Origin of the sequence: Caballeronia sp. RCC_10 (genome assembly GCF_041360715.1) — a bacterium.
GTDB classification, from domain to species: Bacteria; Pseudomonadota; Gammaproteobacteria; order Burkholderiales; family Burkholderiaceae; genus Caballeronia; species Caballeronia grimmiae.
The window spans coordinates 135,884-153,582 of the sequence record NZ_JBFUPT010000001.1 but is presented as its reverse complement, the minus strand read 5'-3'; the positions used below and the strand labels follow the sequence as shown (position 1 = coordinate 153,582).

Here is a 17,699-nt window from a genome sequence, read left to right as displayed (position 1 = left end):
ACCTTATTTTTACGTGTCGCCCCACAACAAGAGGACACGCTGATGCAAGAAAAACTATACGCCGCACGACGTTCGTCTTTCATGACAGCTTTTGCGCTCGCCGCGAGCGCAGCCGTTGCACCGGGTGTTGCGCAGGCACAAAGCAGCGTGACGCTCTACGGCATTCTGGATGCGGGCGTTACCTATGTCAGTAACAGCGGTGGCTCGCACCTGTTCAAGTTCGATGACGGCATTTCCTACGGCAATCGTATCGGCTTTCGCGGGTCTGAAGATCTGGGCGGCGGGCTGCAGGCGGTATTCGTGCTCGAATCGGGCTTTCATGTCGGCACGGGACGCTATGCGTTCGGCGGTGCGGAGTTTGGGCGTCAGGCGTACGTGGGCCTGAAAAGCAATCAGTGGGGCCAGTTGTCGTTCGGTAACCAACTCGATATGACCGAAGAGTTCGTTTATCTGTACAACATCTCGGCCTGGGCGAGCGGCTATGCCATCCACCAGGGCGACTTCGACCGCATGAACGGAGATCGGCTGCCGAATTCGGTGAAGTTCCTGTCGAACGACTATGGGGGCTTCACGTTCGGCGGCATGTATTCGTTTGGCAACGTATCGGGTAACTTCCACCAGAACAGCGCATGGAGCGTGGGCGGACACTATGCCGCGAACACCTTCAACCTGGGGATCGCCTATACGCAACTGAACAATCCAAACGGAATCTACGCGTTCGATCCGTACGCGATGATCGGCGCGCACACTTTCCTCGGGCAGCCCGCAGTCAGCATCGATCCGGCCACGGGTGCGCGCACCGACCCATACAGCACCAATGCGTTCCCCGTCGACAGGCAAGGCGCGCTGGCCGTTGGCGGCGCGTGGACGATCGGCAACCTGATGGTGTCGGGCAACTTCACGTGGACGAACATCAAGGGGCTGGGCGTCACCTCGTACATGAAGGTGTACGAGGCAGGCGCGTCCTACAACTTCAGGCCCGATATCGCGCTATACGGCGGCTATCAGCACACGCGCTTCGAAGGCAATCACTGGAATCAGGGATCGCTCGGTCTCCATTATCTGTTGTCCAAGCGGACCGACATCTACATTTCCGGCGACTATCTGCGCGCCTCCGGTCCGGTCGATGCAGTCATCGGCTATAGCTTTACGCCGTCCACCTCGAACGCGCAGGCTGATGTTCGTATCGGCATGCGCCAATCCTTCTAGCCCATTGCTCCATTGCTTGCGCCGGTTTCGCCCTTTGCGGAACCGGCTGTACAGGCAACTCGGGCACGGCGAGGGCCGACGGCGAAAGAGCATCGACGGAAGGATGGCACAGCAGGTCAAACATCGGGGCGCAGAGACGCGGGTACGAAATCCTGGAACCGGCGTACTTCGTTTGCTAATTCAAGGAGCGAGCAGGTAGGGCGGTTATCGCAATGAGTGTCTTTCGATGCAATGCCATTCGATCCTCGGATTGCTGCACCTTCCGGTGCACGTCACTTGCCAGAGGCAGGACATACAGAGTCTTCAAGGCTCGCAAACTTGGCGATAAAAAATGCCCGCCTTTCCGGCGGGCCGAACGAGAGAGCGCACTGAGAGTACGCAGTTTTATTATCTCTTGAAAGCGAGCGATTTCAAGCAAGAAAAAACGATTACATGAGCTGTCGAAAGTTCGTCGAACCTTTGCAGACCGAACATTCGCGCGTCCAGTTGCGACCCTGGATTCACCCGCATCCTCGTCCTTTCTCGAGCGCGCCGTTGCCGCCCACGGTGTCATAGCCACATGCTCACACTCGTGTCCTTTCCGGCTTTACGTTGTCTGGGACCGAAGCCGAAGCAATGGCCGCCTTTCACTAAAGCGGCTTCGCTTGCGAGTTTGCCACCGAGGCGCTGTGAGGCCCCTCTGCGAGGCGTAATGCTCCGTAACGCCTGCCTTTGACTTGTACGCAGAACAACTTTCAGCGAGTGCGTTCATGTCCCCGCGAGAAGTTCGGATCAGAGCACAGCGAGCCAGCCGCCGTCCACATAGATGATCTGGCCGTTCACATAGCTCGATGCCTGCGACGACAGATACACCGCCGTGCCGACGAGCTCTTCCGGCTTGCCCCAGCGCTGCGAGGGATTACTGCTGCGGACCCACGCGTCGAAGGCGGCGTTGTCGACCAGCGCCTGGTTCATGTCAGTGAGGATGTAACCCGGCCCGATGGCGTTCGCCTGAATGTCCGACGACGCCCACTCCGCACTCATCGCCCGGGTCAACATCTTGATACCACCCTTTGCCGCCGTGTATCCGCCGACGGTGGCGCGTGCGCTTTCGCTCGTCAGCGAGCCAATGTTGACGATCTTGCCACCCTTGCCGCGCGCGATCATGCGACGCGCCGCTTCTTTCGCGACGATGAACGCGCTCGTCAGGTTCGTATCTATCACACGCTGCCAGTCGGCGAGTTCGAGTTCGACGAGCGGCTTGCGGAACTGGATGCCCGCGTTATTGATGACGATGTCGATCTGGACGCCGTCACGGTCCCACTGCGCAAATGCGTTGACGACGGCTGTTTCATCCGTGACGTCGAACGCGCGACCTTTTGCCTTGAAGCCTGCGCCTTCGAGTCGGTCTACCGCTTCGGCAACGGTATCGGCGCGCGTTCCGTTCACGATCACGTCAGCGCCCGCGGCCGCGAGCCCCTGCGCGAGCGCGAAGCCGATGCCTCTTGTCGAGCCGGTGATGAGCGCGGTGCGGCCGCTCAGATCGAATAACGATGTCATGTGCTCTTCCTCTCGAGTGTCGATAGCGCAGATTCTGACCTTTTCGGCCAAGCGGCGCCACTCAGCCTCCGGCGATCAACCGCAGAAAGCAGTGCACTGGACATGGTTCGACGAGTGAGTCGACTCAACGTGGAATGTTTTGAATGACACCGCGCGTAGCTCGTTCAATGATCGAGGACATCGTCAGAACAAATAGTCGAACCCAAAAAAGCATGACGAGGCGGGCTTGTGGATCAAAACCTACTGCGGCGCTGATTCAGTCATTCCTTCGCTTGCGTCGTCGATCAAATTCAGTGCGACGGCCGGGTCGTTGATCTTGTCGATCGCGAGCATGGCGAACCGCGCGAGAAAAAGGGAAGTGTTCGACTCGCCTAGTTGAGTCATGGTCTTGCACAGCCGGGTATAAACAATGTCGAGGTCGCTGTCGGTCATGGCGTTCTCCTTTACCGGTTTGATCGCAATCACATTTGAAGCGCGTGTTGGATGGCGGCCGCAACATCGGCAGCCGCTGCCTCATGCCAGCGTCCCAATACATGGCCGTCCGGGCGAACCAGGTATGCGGTGCCGGGCCTGGCGTCGTACATCGTGAACAGCCGACCGGTGTGGTCCCAGTTGTGATCGTTCATCGTCTCGGGAAGTAGATGCGAAGTTACCGGGATCAGCTTGAAAGGCAGCTTCTCCTGTTTAAGTTTTGCTTCCAGTTCCACAAATTCCGCCGGAACGTGCCCGTTCTTACTGAAGTGCAGAACAGTGAAACGTGGAGCGATCAAGTCGGTCAGATGCGCCTCTCTCGCGCTGCCGTTCTCGACGATCGTCAGCGGGCATTCGGTCAACACGGCCCCCGGCGCAGGGCCAGCCTCAAACGCTCCCGATTGTGCTTGCGGCGCGTTGAGGGGCGAATCCGTATAAGTAATGGCCGAAGTCTGCCGCGGGTTGATTAGAGAACGCACCCGTTCATGCTTGATCGCCAGGCTCAGTACGGCCTTGCGCATCAGTTCGAAGGCGAATGAGGGCGGCGCCATGAACTCTGTGCTCTTGGTGCCGTAGCTCAGGTTTTCATGGGCGGCAAAGACGCGCTCGTCTGAATAGCTGTCGAGCAATCCCTCGGATGCAAGGCCACGGACGACGAACGCCAGTTTCCACGCGAGGTTGTCCGCATCATCGATTCCGGAGTTCGCGCCGCGCACGCCGAAAATCGGCACTAGATGCGCGGCATCGCCGCCGAACAGCACGCGATCGTGACGATAGCTTTCCAGGGTCAGGGCACTGGCCTTGTAAATCGTGATCCAGATGGGCGCCCAGGCGCCGCGTTCGCCCATCATGTCCAACAGGCTTTGCACTCGAGGCATGACATTTTCGGGCTTGACTGCCTGCTCGGCGTCTTCGCCGTCCCGCAGTTGGTAATCGATGCGCCAGACATTGTCAGGCTGCTTGTGGACCAGCACAGTGGAGCCCGGGTTCGACGATGGATCGAAATAGGCAAGACGCTCGGTCGGCCGCTCGCTCTCGAGCTCGATATCGACGATGACGTAACGGCCCTCGTATCTCGTGCCTTTGAGCTGCAGGCCCAATGCGTCGCGAATGGTACTGCGCCCGCCATCGCAGGCGACAACCCAGTCCGTGTTGAGCGAGTAGTCGCCTTCGGGCGTCGTAAGGCGAAGCGTGGCGCCATCCTTGCGCGATTCGATCGCAGTCACCTTGGTCTGCCAGCGAATGTCGATCAGATCAGACTTCCGTTGCGCGACGTCCAGGAGAAACTGTTCGATGTGATATTGCGCGAGGTTCACCATCGGAGGCAGCTTCTGGTTATCGTCCTGCGGCATCTTGAAGTGCAGCACTTCGCTATCGCGATAAAAGCTGCGCCCACCGGCCCACGGCAGTCCGGTCTTCAGAAAGCCCTCGACCGCACCAAGCCGCTCGATGATTTCCAGGCTCCGGCGCGAGATAGAGATTGCCCGGCTGCCGTGGCACACGGAATCATCGGCTTCGATCAATACCGAAGGAACGCCGTGATTGGCGAGGCCAAGCGCCACGGCAAGTCCGACAGGGCCACCGCCGACGATCGTCACTGCATGTCGCTTTGTCTCGATGTCGTTGTCAAGACCGGGCACACGGGCAGCGTATTTCTTTGCAGTGAACGGGTAAGCTTTGAATTGCATCGTTTGCTCCTTAACGAAGTCAGTTAGCGGAGGGCAAAGGCGCATGCATGAGTTGCGCCTCGATTCTGCCGTCACGCCATCGGTGTGTTTGCCCTGGTCGGGCAATGCGCGCTAACGTGCGTTGCGAGATAACTCCGCGTCGCGGGGGCGCCTGGACTGAACGGGCAGCACTGACACTACGATGGTTCCGACCACGAGCAATGCCGCTGCATAGAGCAATCCGGCGGTAAAGCTATGGGTAACATCCTTGAGCCATCCCACGACCAGCGGGTTCAGCGCCGATCCAATGTTTCCGGTCGCGTTGATCACTGCAATACCCAGTGCACGCGCCCGGAAACTCAATGCATGATCGGGAGTCGTCCAGAAGATCGACATGGCGGTGTACGATCCCGCCGACGCGAAGCAGATGCCCAGCATCTGAATGACGGGGTGAGTGGACCACGCGGTGCAAAGCCAGCCAGCAGCGGAGAACAGCATCGGCAACATCAGGTGCCATTTGCGTTCCTGTTTGCGATCGGAGCGTCTTCCCCACCAAATCATTGCAATAATCGTGCAGATTTGCGGAATCGCGGCCAGCAGACCGACGGTCCGATTGCTCGCATCGGCGCTGAAGCTTTTTACGATCAATGGCGTCCAGACGGCAACCATCGCAAGCGTGTTGACCAGACAGAAATAAGCGAGCGCAAACTTGAGGACTGTTGGCGAGAGGAGCTCGCTGAGAAGGCTTCGCTGTTCGGTGGCGGGCGCATACGACACGGGGTCGGCGTTGTGCTCGGCCGCGAGGGACTTCGAAAGCGTGCGCTTCTCATCGGCCGTGAGCCAGTTCGCCTGCTCGGGAACGTCGCGCAGATAGCCGAACACGACCAGACCCAGAATCGCCGAAGGCAACCCTTCCAGGCAAAAGAGCCACTGCCATCCTTTGAGGCCGAGCGTTCCATCCAGCGCCAGGATGTATCCCGAGAGGGCGGAGCCGATTGCGGCCGTGACGGGCATCGCGATCATGAACAAAGCGTTGGCCCTCGCGCGATATGCGTTCGGAAACCAATACGTCATGTAAAGCAGGATGCCCGGTAGAAAGCCGGCCTCCGTCACGCCGACGAGAATTCGCGACAGATAGAGCGTTCCAGGACTCGACGCGAACATCGTCGCTGTAGAGGCCAGACCCCAGGCGATCATGATGGTGCCGATCCACTTCCGGGCGCCGATCCGCGCGAGGACGATATTGCTCGGAATGCCGAACGCGATGTAGGCGATATAAAACAGCGTCGTCGCCAGACCTAACTGGACGCCCGACAGACCGAGGTCCTTCATCATGGTAAGGCCGGCAAATCCGATATTGATCCGGTCCAGAAACGAGAAGAAGAACAGGACGAAGAGAAACCAGAGAAGGTGCCGGGAAACCTTGGCGATGACACGCTGCTCTCGCGTCGATTCACTCGATCCAGCATCGTTTGCCGGACCGCCGGGAAGGGGACTTCGGTCGGCCAATGGCGTCGTTTCCATACGGGTCGTCTCCAGACTTGACTCTATGTCGAGCGTCACAGCACTCGATGCAATCGCGTCAGGCTCGTCAGGGCGGCGAGATATCGCGATGAGTGGAGTATGGCGATGCGCCCGCGCGGGCTGTCCCCAAAATGGGTACGACTCGACCGGTGAAATGAGTCAGGAAAAACCCTCAGTGCAAGCCAAAACAGGAATCGGGCGCGATCAGAAAGCTGAAGCAGTGGCCGGTCATTCCCGGCTGGTAGCCAGGCACAAGGCAAACAGCTGACGCTGGCTCGAAATGCCCAGGCGGCGAAACGCCCGCTTCTGATAAGTCACGACGCTGGAGGCCTTGACGCCCATGAGTTCGCCGATGTCGTTCGCAGTACGGCCCTCGAGAACGCCGCACAGGACATCGAGTTCGCGCTTCGACAACTCTGGGCAGATTCCTCGAATGCGCGCCAGCATGAGTTGCGGAATGCCGGTCTGAATCTGGCCGCATAGCGCGTAATGATGCCGGGCGGTCTGTGCGATCAGCGGCGCAAAGCCCTCGATAAGCGAGATCTCGTTCGCGTGAAAGTTGCCGCGCCTGCGGTCGCGATAGAGATTGACGGAAAGCCAGATATCCTGCGACGGCTGGAGCAGAAGGGACAGTCGGCCTGAAACGTCTGGCTGGTGATAGCAGGCGGCCCGATACCCTTCATGCGAGATGTCTTCGATGGCCTGCTGGTGGAGCAAGACGGCCGAATCCGGCTTCGGCGGACGGGCAGACGAGATGATCGTCTGATTTCCGTCCAGCGCATAGAAAGTCTTTGCGTAGGTATCCGCGACGTTGCTCAGGAATCGGCCACCGCGGTGGTCTGCGACTGAGACCGTCCGTGGGCGATTGTTGAACTCGTAAGCGAAGACGGTGCACTGCGATATGCCCGCGGCATCGCCCACAAGTTTCAGAACTTCCGCCGCGAAGGCGTTCGCATCAGTAGACCCAATGGACGAAACCAGGCTCGTTGCCCGTGACAGATCCAGATGGCCTGAGAGGTTGGGGCGATCAAGCCGCCATGAGCGCATGATTGGCCTCGAAGCGTGCCCAAAAAAACGATTCTAAGCGACTCTGTGACAGGAGCTCGTAAGAGGGCGCCTTCGGCTGCTACGCCGATGCGCAGATCCGTATCGACACAGGGCGGACGCGCCGGCGACTCGTCCACGATCGTCATTGTGCTGGCGCAGTTGACTTCGCTGTCAGATGGAATGGCGCGAATTGCGGCCGTGCTTCGCTAGTTCGCTGCGTCCGAGCGCCCGGCAGAGAAGCGCCGCCCGCCTGCATCGAGTCGAGGACCGACATGCGAGCAGGGCCATTGCCGAATGCAATTCCTCTATCTATGCAGGTTTTCCTAGGGTCGCCATGAGTTGACGGCGTCATGACGCTGCTCTAACTTCGCGTTGTGATCACACATCAAACATCACGGCGGCGTTGAATACGTCTACAGAAAGACGTGGAAGCGGTTCGGAGAGACTCGGAGAGCAGGTTCTTGCTCATTAGCGCGCTGCATGAATTGGGAGACAGATAGCTGTGAATGATATTGAAGCCCGAACGATCAAGAAGGTCATGGTGCGGCTAGTGCCGTTCCTCATGCTTTGCTACTTCGTCGCGTATCTGGACCGCGTCAATGTCGGGTTCGCGAAGCTTCAGATGAATGCTGCGCTAGGATTGAGCGACACTGTGTACGCATTTGGCGCAGGGCTGTTCTTCATCGCCTATTTCTTCCTGGAAGTTCCGTCGAACCTCGCGCTGCACAGATTCGGCGCCCGGCTGTGGATCGCCAGAATCATGCTGTCGTGGGGCGTTATCTCGTTGCTATTCGCGTTCATCCAGCCGATCTCAGACACCATCGGCGTCTCGAATAAAACGACCTTCTATACGCTTCGTTTCCTCCTTGGGGTCTGCGAGGCGGGCTTCTATCCGGGAGTCATCTTCTATCTGACGCTGTGGTTTCCAGCGGTGTATCGAGCGCGAGTCGTGGCGTTTTTCATGCTGGCGATTCCGTTTTCGTCGGTGGTTGGAGCGCCCATCTCCGGCGCCTTGCTGAACATTTCTGCTGCGGGCCTGCATGGATGGCAGTGGCTGTTCATTCTGGAGGCGCTGCCCTCGATGGTGCTGGCGCTCGTCGTGGTGTTCTATTTGACGGACCGCCCATCTCAAGCCGCATGGCTCCAAAAGGATGAGATTAACTGGCTCGAGAAATCCATCGAGCAGGAAAAACAAAGCAAGCTTTCCGCCGGACACGGACATATCGGGATCAAAGTGTTCGTCAGTGATCCGCGGATGCTCATTTGTTCGTTTGTCTACTTCTGCTTGAACGCGGCTAACTACGGCGTAGCGTTCTTTCTGCCGACGATCGTCAAGGGCTTCGGCGCCAGCAACTTTGAAACCGGAGTTCTGGCTGCCGTACCGTTCGTCTTTGGCGCAATCGGCATGGTGCTTCTCTGCCGAAATTCCGACCGCACGCTCAAGCGCCGCGAGCATGTTGCCTTCGCATTGTTGCTGGCCGGACTAGGCGTCGGCGGGGCCGGCCTGGTGAGTGCGCCGGTTCTGGTGCTTGCCCTGCTGTGCGTTGGTCAGATCGGCTGCTCGGCTATGCCGCCGCTACTTTGGCCCATCCCGACAGCGTTTCTTACCGGCGCGTCAGCGGCCGGTGGGATCGCGGCGATAAATTCGGTCGGAAATCTCTCGGGTTTTGTCGGTCCATACGTGATGGGCTATCTGAAGGATCTGACTGGTAACTTCACTACCGGACTACTGGTGCTTGGAGGCTGTGCACTCGTTGGCGCCGTTGTTACGCTCTTCATCAAACAGGCGCCGGCGGTCGGCACGACAGGTCTTGCGCAGCCCGAATCAACTCATTGACTGACGGCCTGTTCATCGCGTAGTCGTCGCGCACGTTGAGCTAAGGCCGGGAGGGTCGTACCTTCACTGATACGCGGGACGGCTGGTCGACGTGCCATCGCCTTGCTTTACATTCGGCGCGACAAGGGCAGGGGACTGAGGGCGTTGTCCCTCAGTTGTCGCGCGCCAATCGCTCGTCGACCGTTTTAGAGCTGAGAACCTGACGGCTTTCTGCATGGCCTGCCGACTGGGTAATGGCCGTTGCTACGGATGAAACAGACGCTGGGTTGGAGCCGCCCGACACGCGTCGGCTTTTCGCCGCAGCCAGATCACCATCTCGTGCTGATAAGCCGGACGCTGGGTTGTCAGCCCCAGCTCGTGTTCAAGATGATGCTGCACAGGTCGGCTCTTACGAAGCCAGGATCCTTGTACGCAAGGAAGTCATCGTTAAAGGTGCCGAACGTGGTGCCCGGGCGATGCTTCATGCCCTCGTAAAAGGCATCGATCATCTTGCTCGCGAAAGCGGTGCCGCGCGGATAGGATGCAAGGACCGCCGCTCGTTGTTCTTCTGTGAATCCTTCGAAGCCTCTTCCCGCCACGTCCATCCCGGCACCCGCCTGGACGAGCGCAACTTCCGGATGCATGTGCTCGGGAATACCCGGCGTCGTGTGCAGCGCAATAGCCGTCCAGACCTTCTGTACTTCCGCCTCGCCGATGTGATGGCTTCGTAAAAAATCACGGGCGGCGTTCGCGCCATCGACCTCGAAGCGAAGCTGGCTTTCGCGATAGACGGACGTCAGGCCGACATCGTGAAACATGGCCGCGACGTAAAGCAACTCTTCGTCGAAGGCGAGGTTCTTTCGCTTACCGAGTAGAGCGCCCCAAAGATACACGCGCGTTGAGTGGTGGAACAGCAATTCGCTTTCGGTGTCGCGAATGAGTTCGGTCGCCTCACGCGCTAACTGGCTGTCGGGAATCACGATGCCGAGGGTTTCGTTCGTCGGCAAAAGTCTGTGTTGTTTCATCGGGTACGGTAATCAGTGAGCGGACGGTTTGACAGCACCGACTTTCAGCTCTGGGAAATGAATGATTGTTGGTGCCACGCTATTCGACAGCGGCAAAGAAATCACCTCACGAGCGAGCCGCTTCTCGTTCAAGCCAGTGATAGTCGCTCATGTGTCGCTCGACGAATCGACTCACCATGACCCTTTCCACGTCGGTCAGTTCATAGGTCGCTTCAATGTCGTCGGTGAACATTGGATAGCCTTCGTCGGATGCTTGGATAAAGGCTACAGCGACAGCTATCGTCGAGGAAGTGCATTTTTTGCCAAACCAGAATGCATGACGTGCAGTTCACCGGTGTGACTTGCCCCTGACCCGCGGTGCGTCGGTGATCGCCATATGCCGCGCCGCGTCTGCCAACATCGTTCGCAGCCATGTATGACCCTGATCGTGAGTGTGACGCTCGTGCCAGATCATCTGCAAGGCTCGCGTGGTCGTCTTCCATGGCAGTTCTGCTGAGTACACCGTCCCCGCCTGACTAAAAAGCCTTGCAAGCGACGCAGGAACTATTGCCGCAGCCGGGGTACCGGCTAAGAGCGAGGGGATAGCGAGAAAGTGAGGTTGAACGATCTTGAACTGCGGCCTCTCGCCAATCGATTCATATGCTGCCTCCACCTCAGCGCGGTCGAACATCTCAGTCCTGCGAGTCAATCCTCGCTCGGACAGGAAGCCATCGTCGGTCCCTCCGGTCGATACAACCAGCAAAGGCAAGTTAGCAAGATCCTTCAAGCGAATTTTTCGTCCCGCAAGAGGGTGGTCCGACGCGATAACCAACACGTCCCTTTCTTCAAACAACGTCTGTTCGTGAATACGAGGCGGCACGTTAGAAAACGATCCCAGTGCAATCTCTACGCGGCCGATATCGATCTGCGTGGTCAGATCGATCCTGCTCGCTGGCAAGACCGTAGCACTCGCCCGCGGTGCTGCAATCGACGTCGCACGGAAGAACGGCGGCAATACCACGGCGGTCAGGTAGTCCGTCGCCGCTATGCAGAACTGTCTGTCGGTGCTGGCCGGGTCGAAATGCTTCGGTCCCACTGCACGGTCGATGATAACGAGGGCATCTCGTACTAGCGGAGCCATCTCGAGCGCCCGAGTGGTCGGCTCCATTCCGGCGACCGTTCGTACGAACAAGTCATCGTTGAAAAACCCTCGCAGCCGCGATAGCGCATGACTGACTGCGGAAGGGCTCAAATTGATTGCCTCGCTGGCACGAAGCACGTTCCGCTCGCGGAGGACCGCATCGAAGACGCGGAGCAAGTTGAGATCAAGGTTACTCATTTCGATAGCGGCTTTTGCGTCAGCAGGTTCGTGCGATTCACGCACACTCAATGACATCATGGCCCTGCGTGTGCTTATCGGGAATAGCCAATTCAAAGCGGCGAAGACAATGCTTCAGCCACAAGCACGCGGCGATATCGAAGAAGGGCGGTGCTCTGGTCGCGATCGTGGCGCAATCAAAGCATGTACTTAACCTTATTGGATTGGCGTGCTATACCGCTTCTGATCCGTTCATTAGAACGGCGGCAAGCGCGGAGCAATCGCATAGGCACGGGACGTGTCTATAACGGGCCGGTGATTGCCGATGCTAAGGCGGATATTTGGCGCGCCCGCCATAGACGGGGTGAGTCCGGGATTGCATCCGCGAGCGCTCGCCATCACTCAAGAATGAGTGCCATCAAAAGCATACGCAAAGAAACGACCAAAGCCTGCGGAATCCCCTTTTTGCGACCGCCGACGCGACTCAATCCGCGACAGGCTCCCCGATGTCGATATCGAGTAGCGCCGCGCTCACCGACTTGCCGTGTGCGTCGAGCGCGAGCGAACGCGTGACGCCGCCGCCCAGCGCATGTCCCAGCACGAAATTGAAGGCATGCAGAAGCGGCAGTTCGTAGCGCACGACATCGCCTTTGACGACCTCGGCGAGATGCGCCTTCACGCGCTCGGGCGTCAAATGCTTGCGCAGATGCGCGTAGTGTTTCTGATCGAAACAGATCACCGAGACATTCAGCGTGTTGCCCTTGTCGCCGGTGCGGCCATGCGCCAGTTCACGCAGTTTCATCGTTGGCCTCCACGAATTCGAAAACGGGATTCACATGCTCGCGCGAGAGCAGCACGGATTGCACCGCGATGACTTCGCGCGTGTTCCTGGTCACGCCGCCGCCGCCCGCCGGACCGTTGGTATAGAGCGTTTCGACTTCGTTGCCGATGCGCGCCGCCTCCGTTGCGTTCGACGTCCGCCCAGCGACGCGCACGCGGACTTCAAAAGGATCGTCTTTGCCGGACGCTAGCGCATCGCCATAGAGCGCGTTCACGCCGATCAGGTCGAAACGCAGTTCGCTGGTGTCGACGCCCGTGATCGCGAGACGTTCACGCACGATATCGAGCGCGAGCCTCGCGCGCGCCACCGCGCCCTGTCCGCCATAGGAAATCTGGCCTTCACCGATGAAGCCGTCGGCATAGGCGACGGATACTTTGAGCGTGTCGGTGCGCGCATTGCCGCGCCCGCCCGAGACGCGCACGCGGTCTTGCGCCTCCTGCCTCACGCGCACCTGCGTAAAGTCCGCAACGACGTCAGGCTGGTAGTAGCGCGCCGGATCGTGAATCTCGTAGAGCAGTTGTTCCTTGCACGTCGCCTCGGTCACGGCGCCGCCCGCATGTGGCACCTTGGTGACGATGATCGAACCATCCGCGCTCACCTCTCCGACCGGAAATCCGAGCCGCGCGAGATTGCCGACATCCTTGTAACCGGGATCGGCGAAGTAGCCGCCCGTCACCTGTCCCGCGCATTCAAGCAGATGCCCGACCACCGTCGCCTGCCCGAGCGTGTTCCAGTCGTCCATCTTCCAGCCGAATTCGTGGATGAGCGGCGCCGTGAACAACGACGGGTCCGCGACGCGCCCCGTCAACACGATATCCGCGCCCGCTGCAAGCGCGCCGACGATAGGCGCTGCGCCGAGATACGCATTGGCCGATACGATGCGTTGTGCATACGCGTCAACCTCGTCGCCCGATTCCTCGAAGCGCAGGTTCGAGCGCAGGACGACGTCCAGCACGTCATCGCCGGTGACCGCGGCGATCTTGAGGCCATCGAGCCCGAGTTCGCGGGCGATCTGCGCGGTTTTGCGCGCAGCCGAACGAGGATTGGCCGCGCCCATGTTCGAGATGATGCGCACGCCGTTTTTCACCGCGACGGGCAGCACTGCGCGCATGCGCGCTTCGAGCAGCGGGTCGTAACCGAGATCGGGATTGTTGCGGCGCGCCTGCTGGGCGATAGCGATCGTGCGTTCGGCAAGGCATTCGAACACGAGATAGTCGAGCGCGCCGTGTTCGGCCAGTTCGACCGCAGGCTCGATGCGATCGCCCGAATAACCCGCGCCCGCGCCGATTCTGATGGTGTCTTTCATGGTTCGTCCTTACAGCGGAAACACGCCCAGCACGACGCACGCGATCGTCATGACGATCGACGCGCCGAACAGCAGCGGGAACGTGAATTTCTGGTGATCCGCGAGCTCGATGCCGCACAGTCCGACGACGAGAAACGTCGCGGGTGTGAGCGGGCTCACGGGAAAGCCGGTCGTCATCTGGCCGAGCAGCGCGGCCTGGCCGACATGCACCGGCGCCACGCCGAGCTGCGACGCAACTTCGGCGACCACGGGCAGCACGCCGAAATAGAACGAATCGGGATCGAAGAGCATCGACAGAGGCATCGACAGCAGACCAAGCGCGACCGGAATGTGCCCGGCAAGCGCGGGCGGCACGAAGCCGACGGCTGCCTGCGCCATCGCCTTCAGCATGCCGGTGCCCTGCATGATGCCGGTGAACACGCCGGCCGCGAGCAGAATGCCGGCCATCATCAGCGCGGCGCGCGCGTGCGCATCGATGCGCTTTCTCTGCATGTCGACATTCGGGTAATTCACCATCAGCGCGATGCACAGTCCGACCATGAACATGATCGCGGGCGGAATCTTCTCGCCCATGACGACCATCGTGCCAAGCACGACGATCGTCAGCACGATGTTGAACCAGAAGTTCTTCGGGCGGCGCAGCGCTTCTTCCTCGGGCGTGAGCTTACGTTCGGGCATCGGAATCGAACCGGTCGCGCTCGAATAGCCGAGGCGCTTTTCCTCGCGGCGGCCGAGCCACCACGCCATGCTGAACACGAACACAAGGCCGATTGCCTGCACCGGAATGAGCGGGTTGAAGAGCGATGAAATCGGCAGATGCAGCGACGCCGATGCGCGGATCATCGGTCCCGTCCATGGCAGAAAGTTGATGCCCGCCGCCATCGACACCGCAGCGGCGAGCACGCGCTTGTCCATGTTCAGGCGTTCGTAGAGTGGCAACATCGCGGGGATCGTCACGAGAAAACACACCGCGCCGGAGCCGTCGAGGTGGATGAGGAGCGCGAGCAGCGTCGTGCCCATCACGATGCGCGTCGGTTTCGTGCCCACCGCGCGCAGGATGCGGTCGATGATCGGATCGAGCGTGCCCGCATCCGTAATCGTGCCGAAATAGAGGATCGCAAACACGAACATGCCGACGACAGGCGCGAGGCTCTTCAATCCGTCGATGACGAACTTGCTCGTCTGCAATCCGAATCCGCCGATCAGCGACGCCGCGATCGGCACGATGATCAGCGCCACGAGCGGCGACATGCGTTTGGAAAGAATCGCCCCGAGCAGGACGACGATGGTGGCGAGGCCGAGCAACGGCAGCATGTGTCTGTCTCCGAATCTTGTTTTTTGATGAGGCCCAGAGTAAGTTCCAAGCAGCGATCACACAATTGAAATGATTTGATTGCAGCTATCACGAACCATAATGGATCTCAATCTTCGCGACATTCGCGCGCTCGTCGCCGTCGCCGAGGCGGGAAGCTTCACGCGGGCGGCCGAGCGGCTGCATTTGTCGCAACCCGCCCTCACTGTGCAGATACGGCGCCTGGAAGAAGCGGTCGGCGCGCGCCTGTTCGATCGCAACAGCCGCAATGTCGCTCTGACGACGACGGGCCGCGAGCTTTTGCCGCTCCTGCGCAAATCTTTGCGCGACATGGAAAACGTGCTGCGCGACGCCCGCGCACTGGGCGAAGGCGAGAGCGGCACGATCCGCATCGCGTGCCTGCCCACGTTTGCGGCGAGCGCGTTGCCCGAACTGATCATCGGCATGAAACACGATGTGCCGCGCGTCACGTTCCAGATTCACGATGTCGTGGCGAGCACCGTCAACGCGCTGGTGCGCGAGGAGGAAGTTGATATCGGGCTCACCGGGGGTGACGTGCTCGACCCGATGCTCGAAGTGCTGCATGCCGGTGTGGACCGGCTCGTCGTCGTTTGTCCGGGCGCGCATCCGTTCGCGAGCATGAGTCTGATCGGCGTGAGCGATCTCGAGCAGGTTCCGCTCGTGCTCACCGCACCGGGAACAAGCGTGCGCGCGGTTGTCGATGCCGCGCTTAGCCAGTGGAGCGGGTCGCTCGATATTGCGTGCGAACCCACGTATATGATGACCGCCGTCGCGATGGTGCGCGCGGGCCTGGGCGTGACGATCCTGCCCGAGACCGCGCGAGAAGTGCGCGCCGAGCCTGGGCTCGTCAGCAAAGAGATCAACGATCCAGCGTTCGTGCGGTCGATTGCGATCGTCAAGAAACGAGGCAGAACGTTGCCGTCGATCACCGACAAGTTTGTGCAACTGATGCGTCAGAGCGTTAGGGCGCGGTGAGCGAGTTGCGGCTTCGCGTCGGGCTGAGACTTAAGTAGTCGCCAGGCCGAATAGCCAAGTAACAATTGGATGGTTCGGACATCTTTGGCTGACTTCAGCAGATGAGTTGCAGAGGCATGACGCGATGGATTTCCCTAACACCGGCGTAGGCCGTCATTGACTGCCCTCACGACCAAAGATAAGTGACAGTTTTCGCATAACCCTCTAGGCGACGAGCGTCGTTCAAACCCGGATTGACCACGCCGGCGCGAGAACCATCCCGAAGCCGCCGTCCGGTCAACCCGCGACGCTCACGCCGGAAAACCGCCCGCGACGCCCGCGCGTTCTTCGTCAATGCAGCGGTCGAGCATGCGCGACACCTCGCTGATCTTGCCGACCATGATGACCCGCGATTCGCTGCGATACACCCGCACCGGCGCGCGCTGCGCCGGTTCCGCATGAACCGTCTTCACGAGCGACACGCGGGCGAACGCCGGCTGGAGAGACGGCAGCACCGGCATTTCATCGAACAGATCGCGCGTGGCTTCGGTATGCGGACGCGCCGCGACGCCGCAGGGAATCAATGCACGCAGATGACGCAGGCGGCCAAACTGGCGGAAGGGCAACAAACGGGCAAAACGTTCCATGATGACTCTCCAGGCGATAGGACGCACCGCGGCGAGCCGCGAACGGCTGCCGTCATGCTTTGATGTACTCGAAACGCGCCGCGTCGTGCGTGACGTGGGATGAAGCGGGCGCGCTAGAACTCGCCCGAGCGGATCAGACCGACCGCAATGCCTTCGAGCGCGAATTCACCGCTGCCGGAGCGCACGAAGATGTTCTCGTAGTCCGGGTTCTCCGCGATGAGTTCGACGCCGTCCGTATGACGCTTCCAGCGCTTGACGGTGACGTCGTCGCCCAGACGCGCAACCACGATCTGCCCGTCCTTCGCTTCCGTGCGCTTCTGCACCGCGAGCAGGTCGCCATCGAGAATGCCGGCGTCGCGCATGGACAGCCCGCGCACCTTCAACAAATAGTCCGGCTTGCTGGAAAAGAGCGCCGGGTCGCACGCGTAATGCTGCGAGATGTGCTCTTGCGCGAGGATCGGACTGCCGGCTGCGACCCGGCCGACGAGCGGCAGCGACAACTGCATGATGCTCGGATGCGGCAATGTGAACTGATGCGGCAGCTCGTCCGGTTGCACGGTCTCGCCAATCAACCGGATGCCGCGCGACGATCCCGCCGCCAGTTCGATCACGCCTTTGCGCGCCAGCGCCCGAAGATGCTCCTCGGCGGAATTGGCCGAACTGAAGCCAAGCTCCGCGGCAATCTCCGCGCGGGTGGGCGGGAAGCCGGTGCGCTCGATGGCGCGCTGCAAGAGTTCGAAGACTTCCTGCTGGCGAGCGGTAAGTTTTGAAGTTCTAGTCACTGGCTGGCCCCTGCTGCGCTGTATTGATGAACAGATGACTGTATTTTTATACAGTATTTCGCGCTTTTCAAGCATTACTTTAACTTCGTCGCGGAAGCGCCCGGAATCGGCCTTCGCTGCCGGAACGCAGGCAAGGCGGCGCCGTTAGCACGATTCCATATAAAAAGATGAGAAACGATTATTTCTAATCATATAGCCGCGCCGATAGACTGATTCCGTCAATGGATAAGACGGAGAACGG

16 protein-coding genes are annotated in these 17,699 nt (G+C 59.9%); 3 read left to right on the top strand and 13 right to left on the bottom strand.

Annotation, left to right across the window (positions count from 1 at the left end; all coding sequences use genetic code 11):
* Window positions 1–81: 81 nt before the first annotated feature.
* Window positions 82–1,209, top strand: coding sequence for a porin (locus tag AB6804_RS00705; RefSeq protein WP_370884836.1), 1,128 nt, complete (start codon window positions 82–84; stop codon window positions 1,207–1,209).
* A gap of 771 nt (window positions 1,210–1,980) precedes the next feature.
* Here the strand turns inward: AB6804_RS00705 and AB6804_RS00700 are convergent.
* From AB6804_RS00700 to AB6804_RS00680, 5 genes are all read right to left on the bottom strand, one after another.
* Window positions 1,981–2,748, bottom strand: coding sequence for an SDR family oxidoreductase (locus AB6804_RS00700; protein ID WP_370884835.1), 768 nt, complete (start codon window positions 2,746–2,748; stop codon window positions 1,981–1,983).
* Between the two features lie 240 nt (window positions 2,749–2,988).
* Complete coding sequence (locus AB6804_RS00695) at window positions 2,989–3,180, bottom strand: hypothetical protein (protein ID WP_370884834.1); 192 nt, start codon at window positions 3,178–3,180, stop codon at window positions 2,989–2,991.
* A 29-nt stretch (window positions 3,181–3,209) separates the two neighbouring features.
* The gene (locus AB6804_RS00690) at window positions 3,210–4,907 is read right to left on the bottom strand and encodes an FAD-dependent oxidoreductase (RefSeq protein ID WP_370884833.1); all 1,698 of its coding nucleotides are present in this window, start codon (window positions 4,905–4,907) and stop codon (window positions 3,210–3,212) included.
* 111 nt (window positions 4,908–5,018) lie between these two features.
* Complete coding sequence (locus tag AB6804_RS00685) at window positions 5,019–6,410, bottom strand: MFS transporter (RefSeq protein ID WP_370884832.1); 1,392 nt, start codon at window positions 6,408–6,410, stop codon at window positions 5,019–5,021.
* A gap of 228 nt (window positions 6,411–6,638) precedes the next feature.
* Window positions 6,639–7,457 carry a helix-turn-helix transcriptional regulator gene (locus AB6804_RS00680; RefSeq protein WP_370884831.1) on the bottom strand — a complete coding sequence of 273 codons (819 nt, stop codon included), beginning with the start codon at window positions 7,455–7,457 and terminating at the stop codon, window positions 6,639–6,641.
* 502 nt (window positions 7,458–7,959) lie between these two features.
* On the opposite strand from AB6804_RS00680, the gene AB6804_RS00675 reads away from it, so the two are divergent.
* Complete coding sequence (locus AB6804_RS00675; RefSeq protein WP_370884830.1) at window positions 7,960–9,294, top strand: MFS transporter; 1,335 nt, start codon at window positions 7,960–7,962, stop codon at window positions 9,292–9,294.
* 344 nt (window positions 9,295–9,638) lie between these two features.
* Here AB6804_RS00675 and AB6804_RS00670 read toward each other — a convergent pair whose 3' ends face one another.
* The 6 genes from AB6804_RS00670 to AB6804_RS00645 form a co-directional block, all read right to left on the bottom strand.
* On the bottom strand, window positions 9,639–10,298 hold the full coding sequence (locus AB6804_RS00670) for an HD domain-containing protein (RefSeq protein ID WP_370884829.1): 660 nt from the start codon (window positions 10,296–10,298) through the stop codon (window positions 9,639–9,641).
* A 106-nt stretch (window positions 10,299–10,404) separates the two neighbouring features.
* The gene (locus tag AB6804_RS00665) at window positions 10,405–10,530 is read right to left on the bottom strand and encodes a hypothetical protein (RefSeq protein WP_370884828.1); all 126 of its coding nucleotides are present in this window, start codon (window positions 10,528–10,530) and stop codon (window positions 10,405–10,407) included.
* Window positions 10,531–10,626: 96 nt separating this feature from the next.
* A complete protein-coding gene (locus tag AB6804_RS00660) occupies window positions 10,627–11,676 on the bottom strand; it encodes a LysR family transcriptional regulator (RefSeq protein WP_370884827.1) in 1,050 nt (349 codons plus the stop codon).
* 403 nt (window positions 11,677–12,079) lie between these two features.
* Complete coding sequence (locus tag AB6804_RS00655; RefSeq protein WP_370884826.1) at window positions 12,080–12,397, bottom strand: hypothetical protein; 318 nt, start codon at window positions 12,395–12,397, stop codon at window positions 12,080–12,082.
* Window positions 12,384–13,742: an acyclic terpene utilization AtuA family protein gene (locus AB6804_RS00650; protein WP_370884825.1), complete on the bottom strand. Its 1,359-nt coding sequence runs from the start codon at window positions 13,740–13,742 to the stop codon at window positions 12,384–12,386. Before AB6804_RS00650 ends, AB6804_RS00655 begins: the two co-directional genes overlap by 14 nt.
* Before the next feature lie 9 nt (window positions 13,743–13,751).
* The gene (locus AB6804_RS00645; RefSeq protein WP_370884824.1) at window positions 13,752–15,056 is read right to left on the bottom strand and encodes a CitMHS family transporter; all 1,305 of its coding nucleotides are present in this window, start codon (window positions 15,054–15,056) and stop codon (window positions 13,752–13,754) included.
* A gap of 100 nt (window positions 15,057–15,156) precedes the next feature.
* Here AB6804_RS00645 and AB6804_RS00640 point away from each other — a divergent pair, with 100 nt between their 5' ends.
* Window positions 15,157–16,050: a LysR family transcriptional regulator gene (locus AB6804_RS00640; protein ID WP_370884823.1), complete on the top strand. Its 894-nt coding sequence runs from the start codon at window positions 15,157–15,159 to the stop codon at window positions 16,048–16,050.
* Between the two features lie 290 nt (window positions 16,051–16,340).
* Here the strand turns inward: AB6804_RS00640 and AB6804_RS00635 are convergent, their stop codons facing one another.
* Both AB6804_RS00635 and lexA read right to left on the bottom strand, forming a co-directional pair.
* The gene (locus tag AB6804_RS00635; RefSeq protein ID WP_370884822.1) at window positions 16,341–16,676 is read right to left on the bottom strand and encodes a hypothetical protein; all 336 of its coding nucleotides are present in this window, start codon (window positions 16,674–16,676) and stop codon (window positions 16,341–16,343) included.
* A 113-nt stretch (window positions 16,677–16,789) separates the two neighbouring features.
* On the bottom strand, window positions 16,790–17,458 hold the full coding sequence (gene lexA / locus AB6804_RS00630; protein WP_370884821.1) for a transcriptional repressor LexA: 669 nt from the start codon (window positions 17,456–17,458) through the stop codon (window positions 16,790–16,792).
* Window positions 17,459–17,699 lie beyond the last annotated feature (241 nt).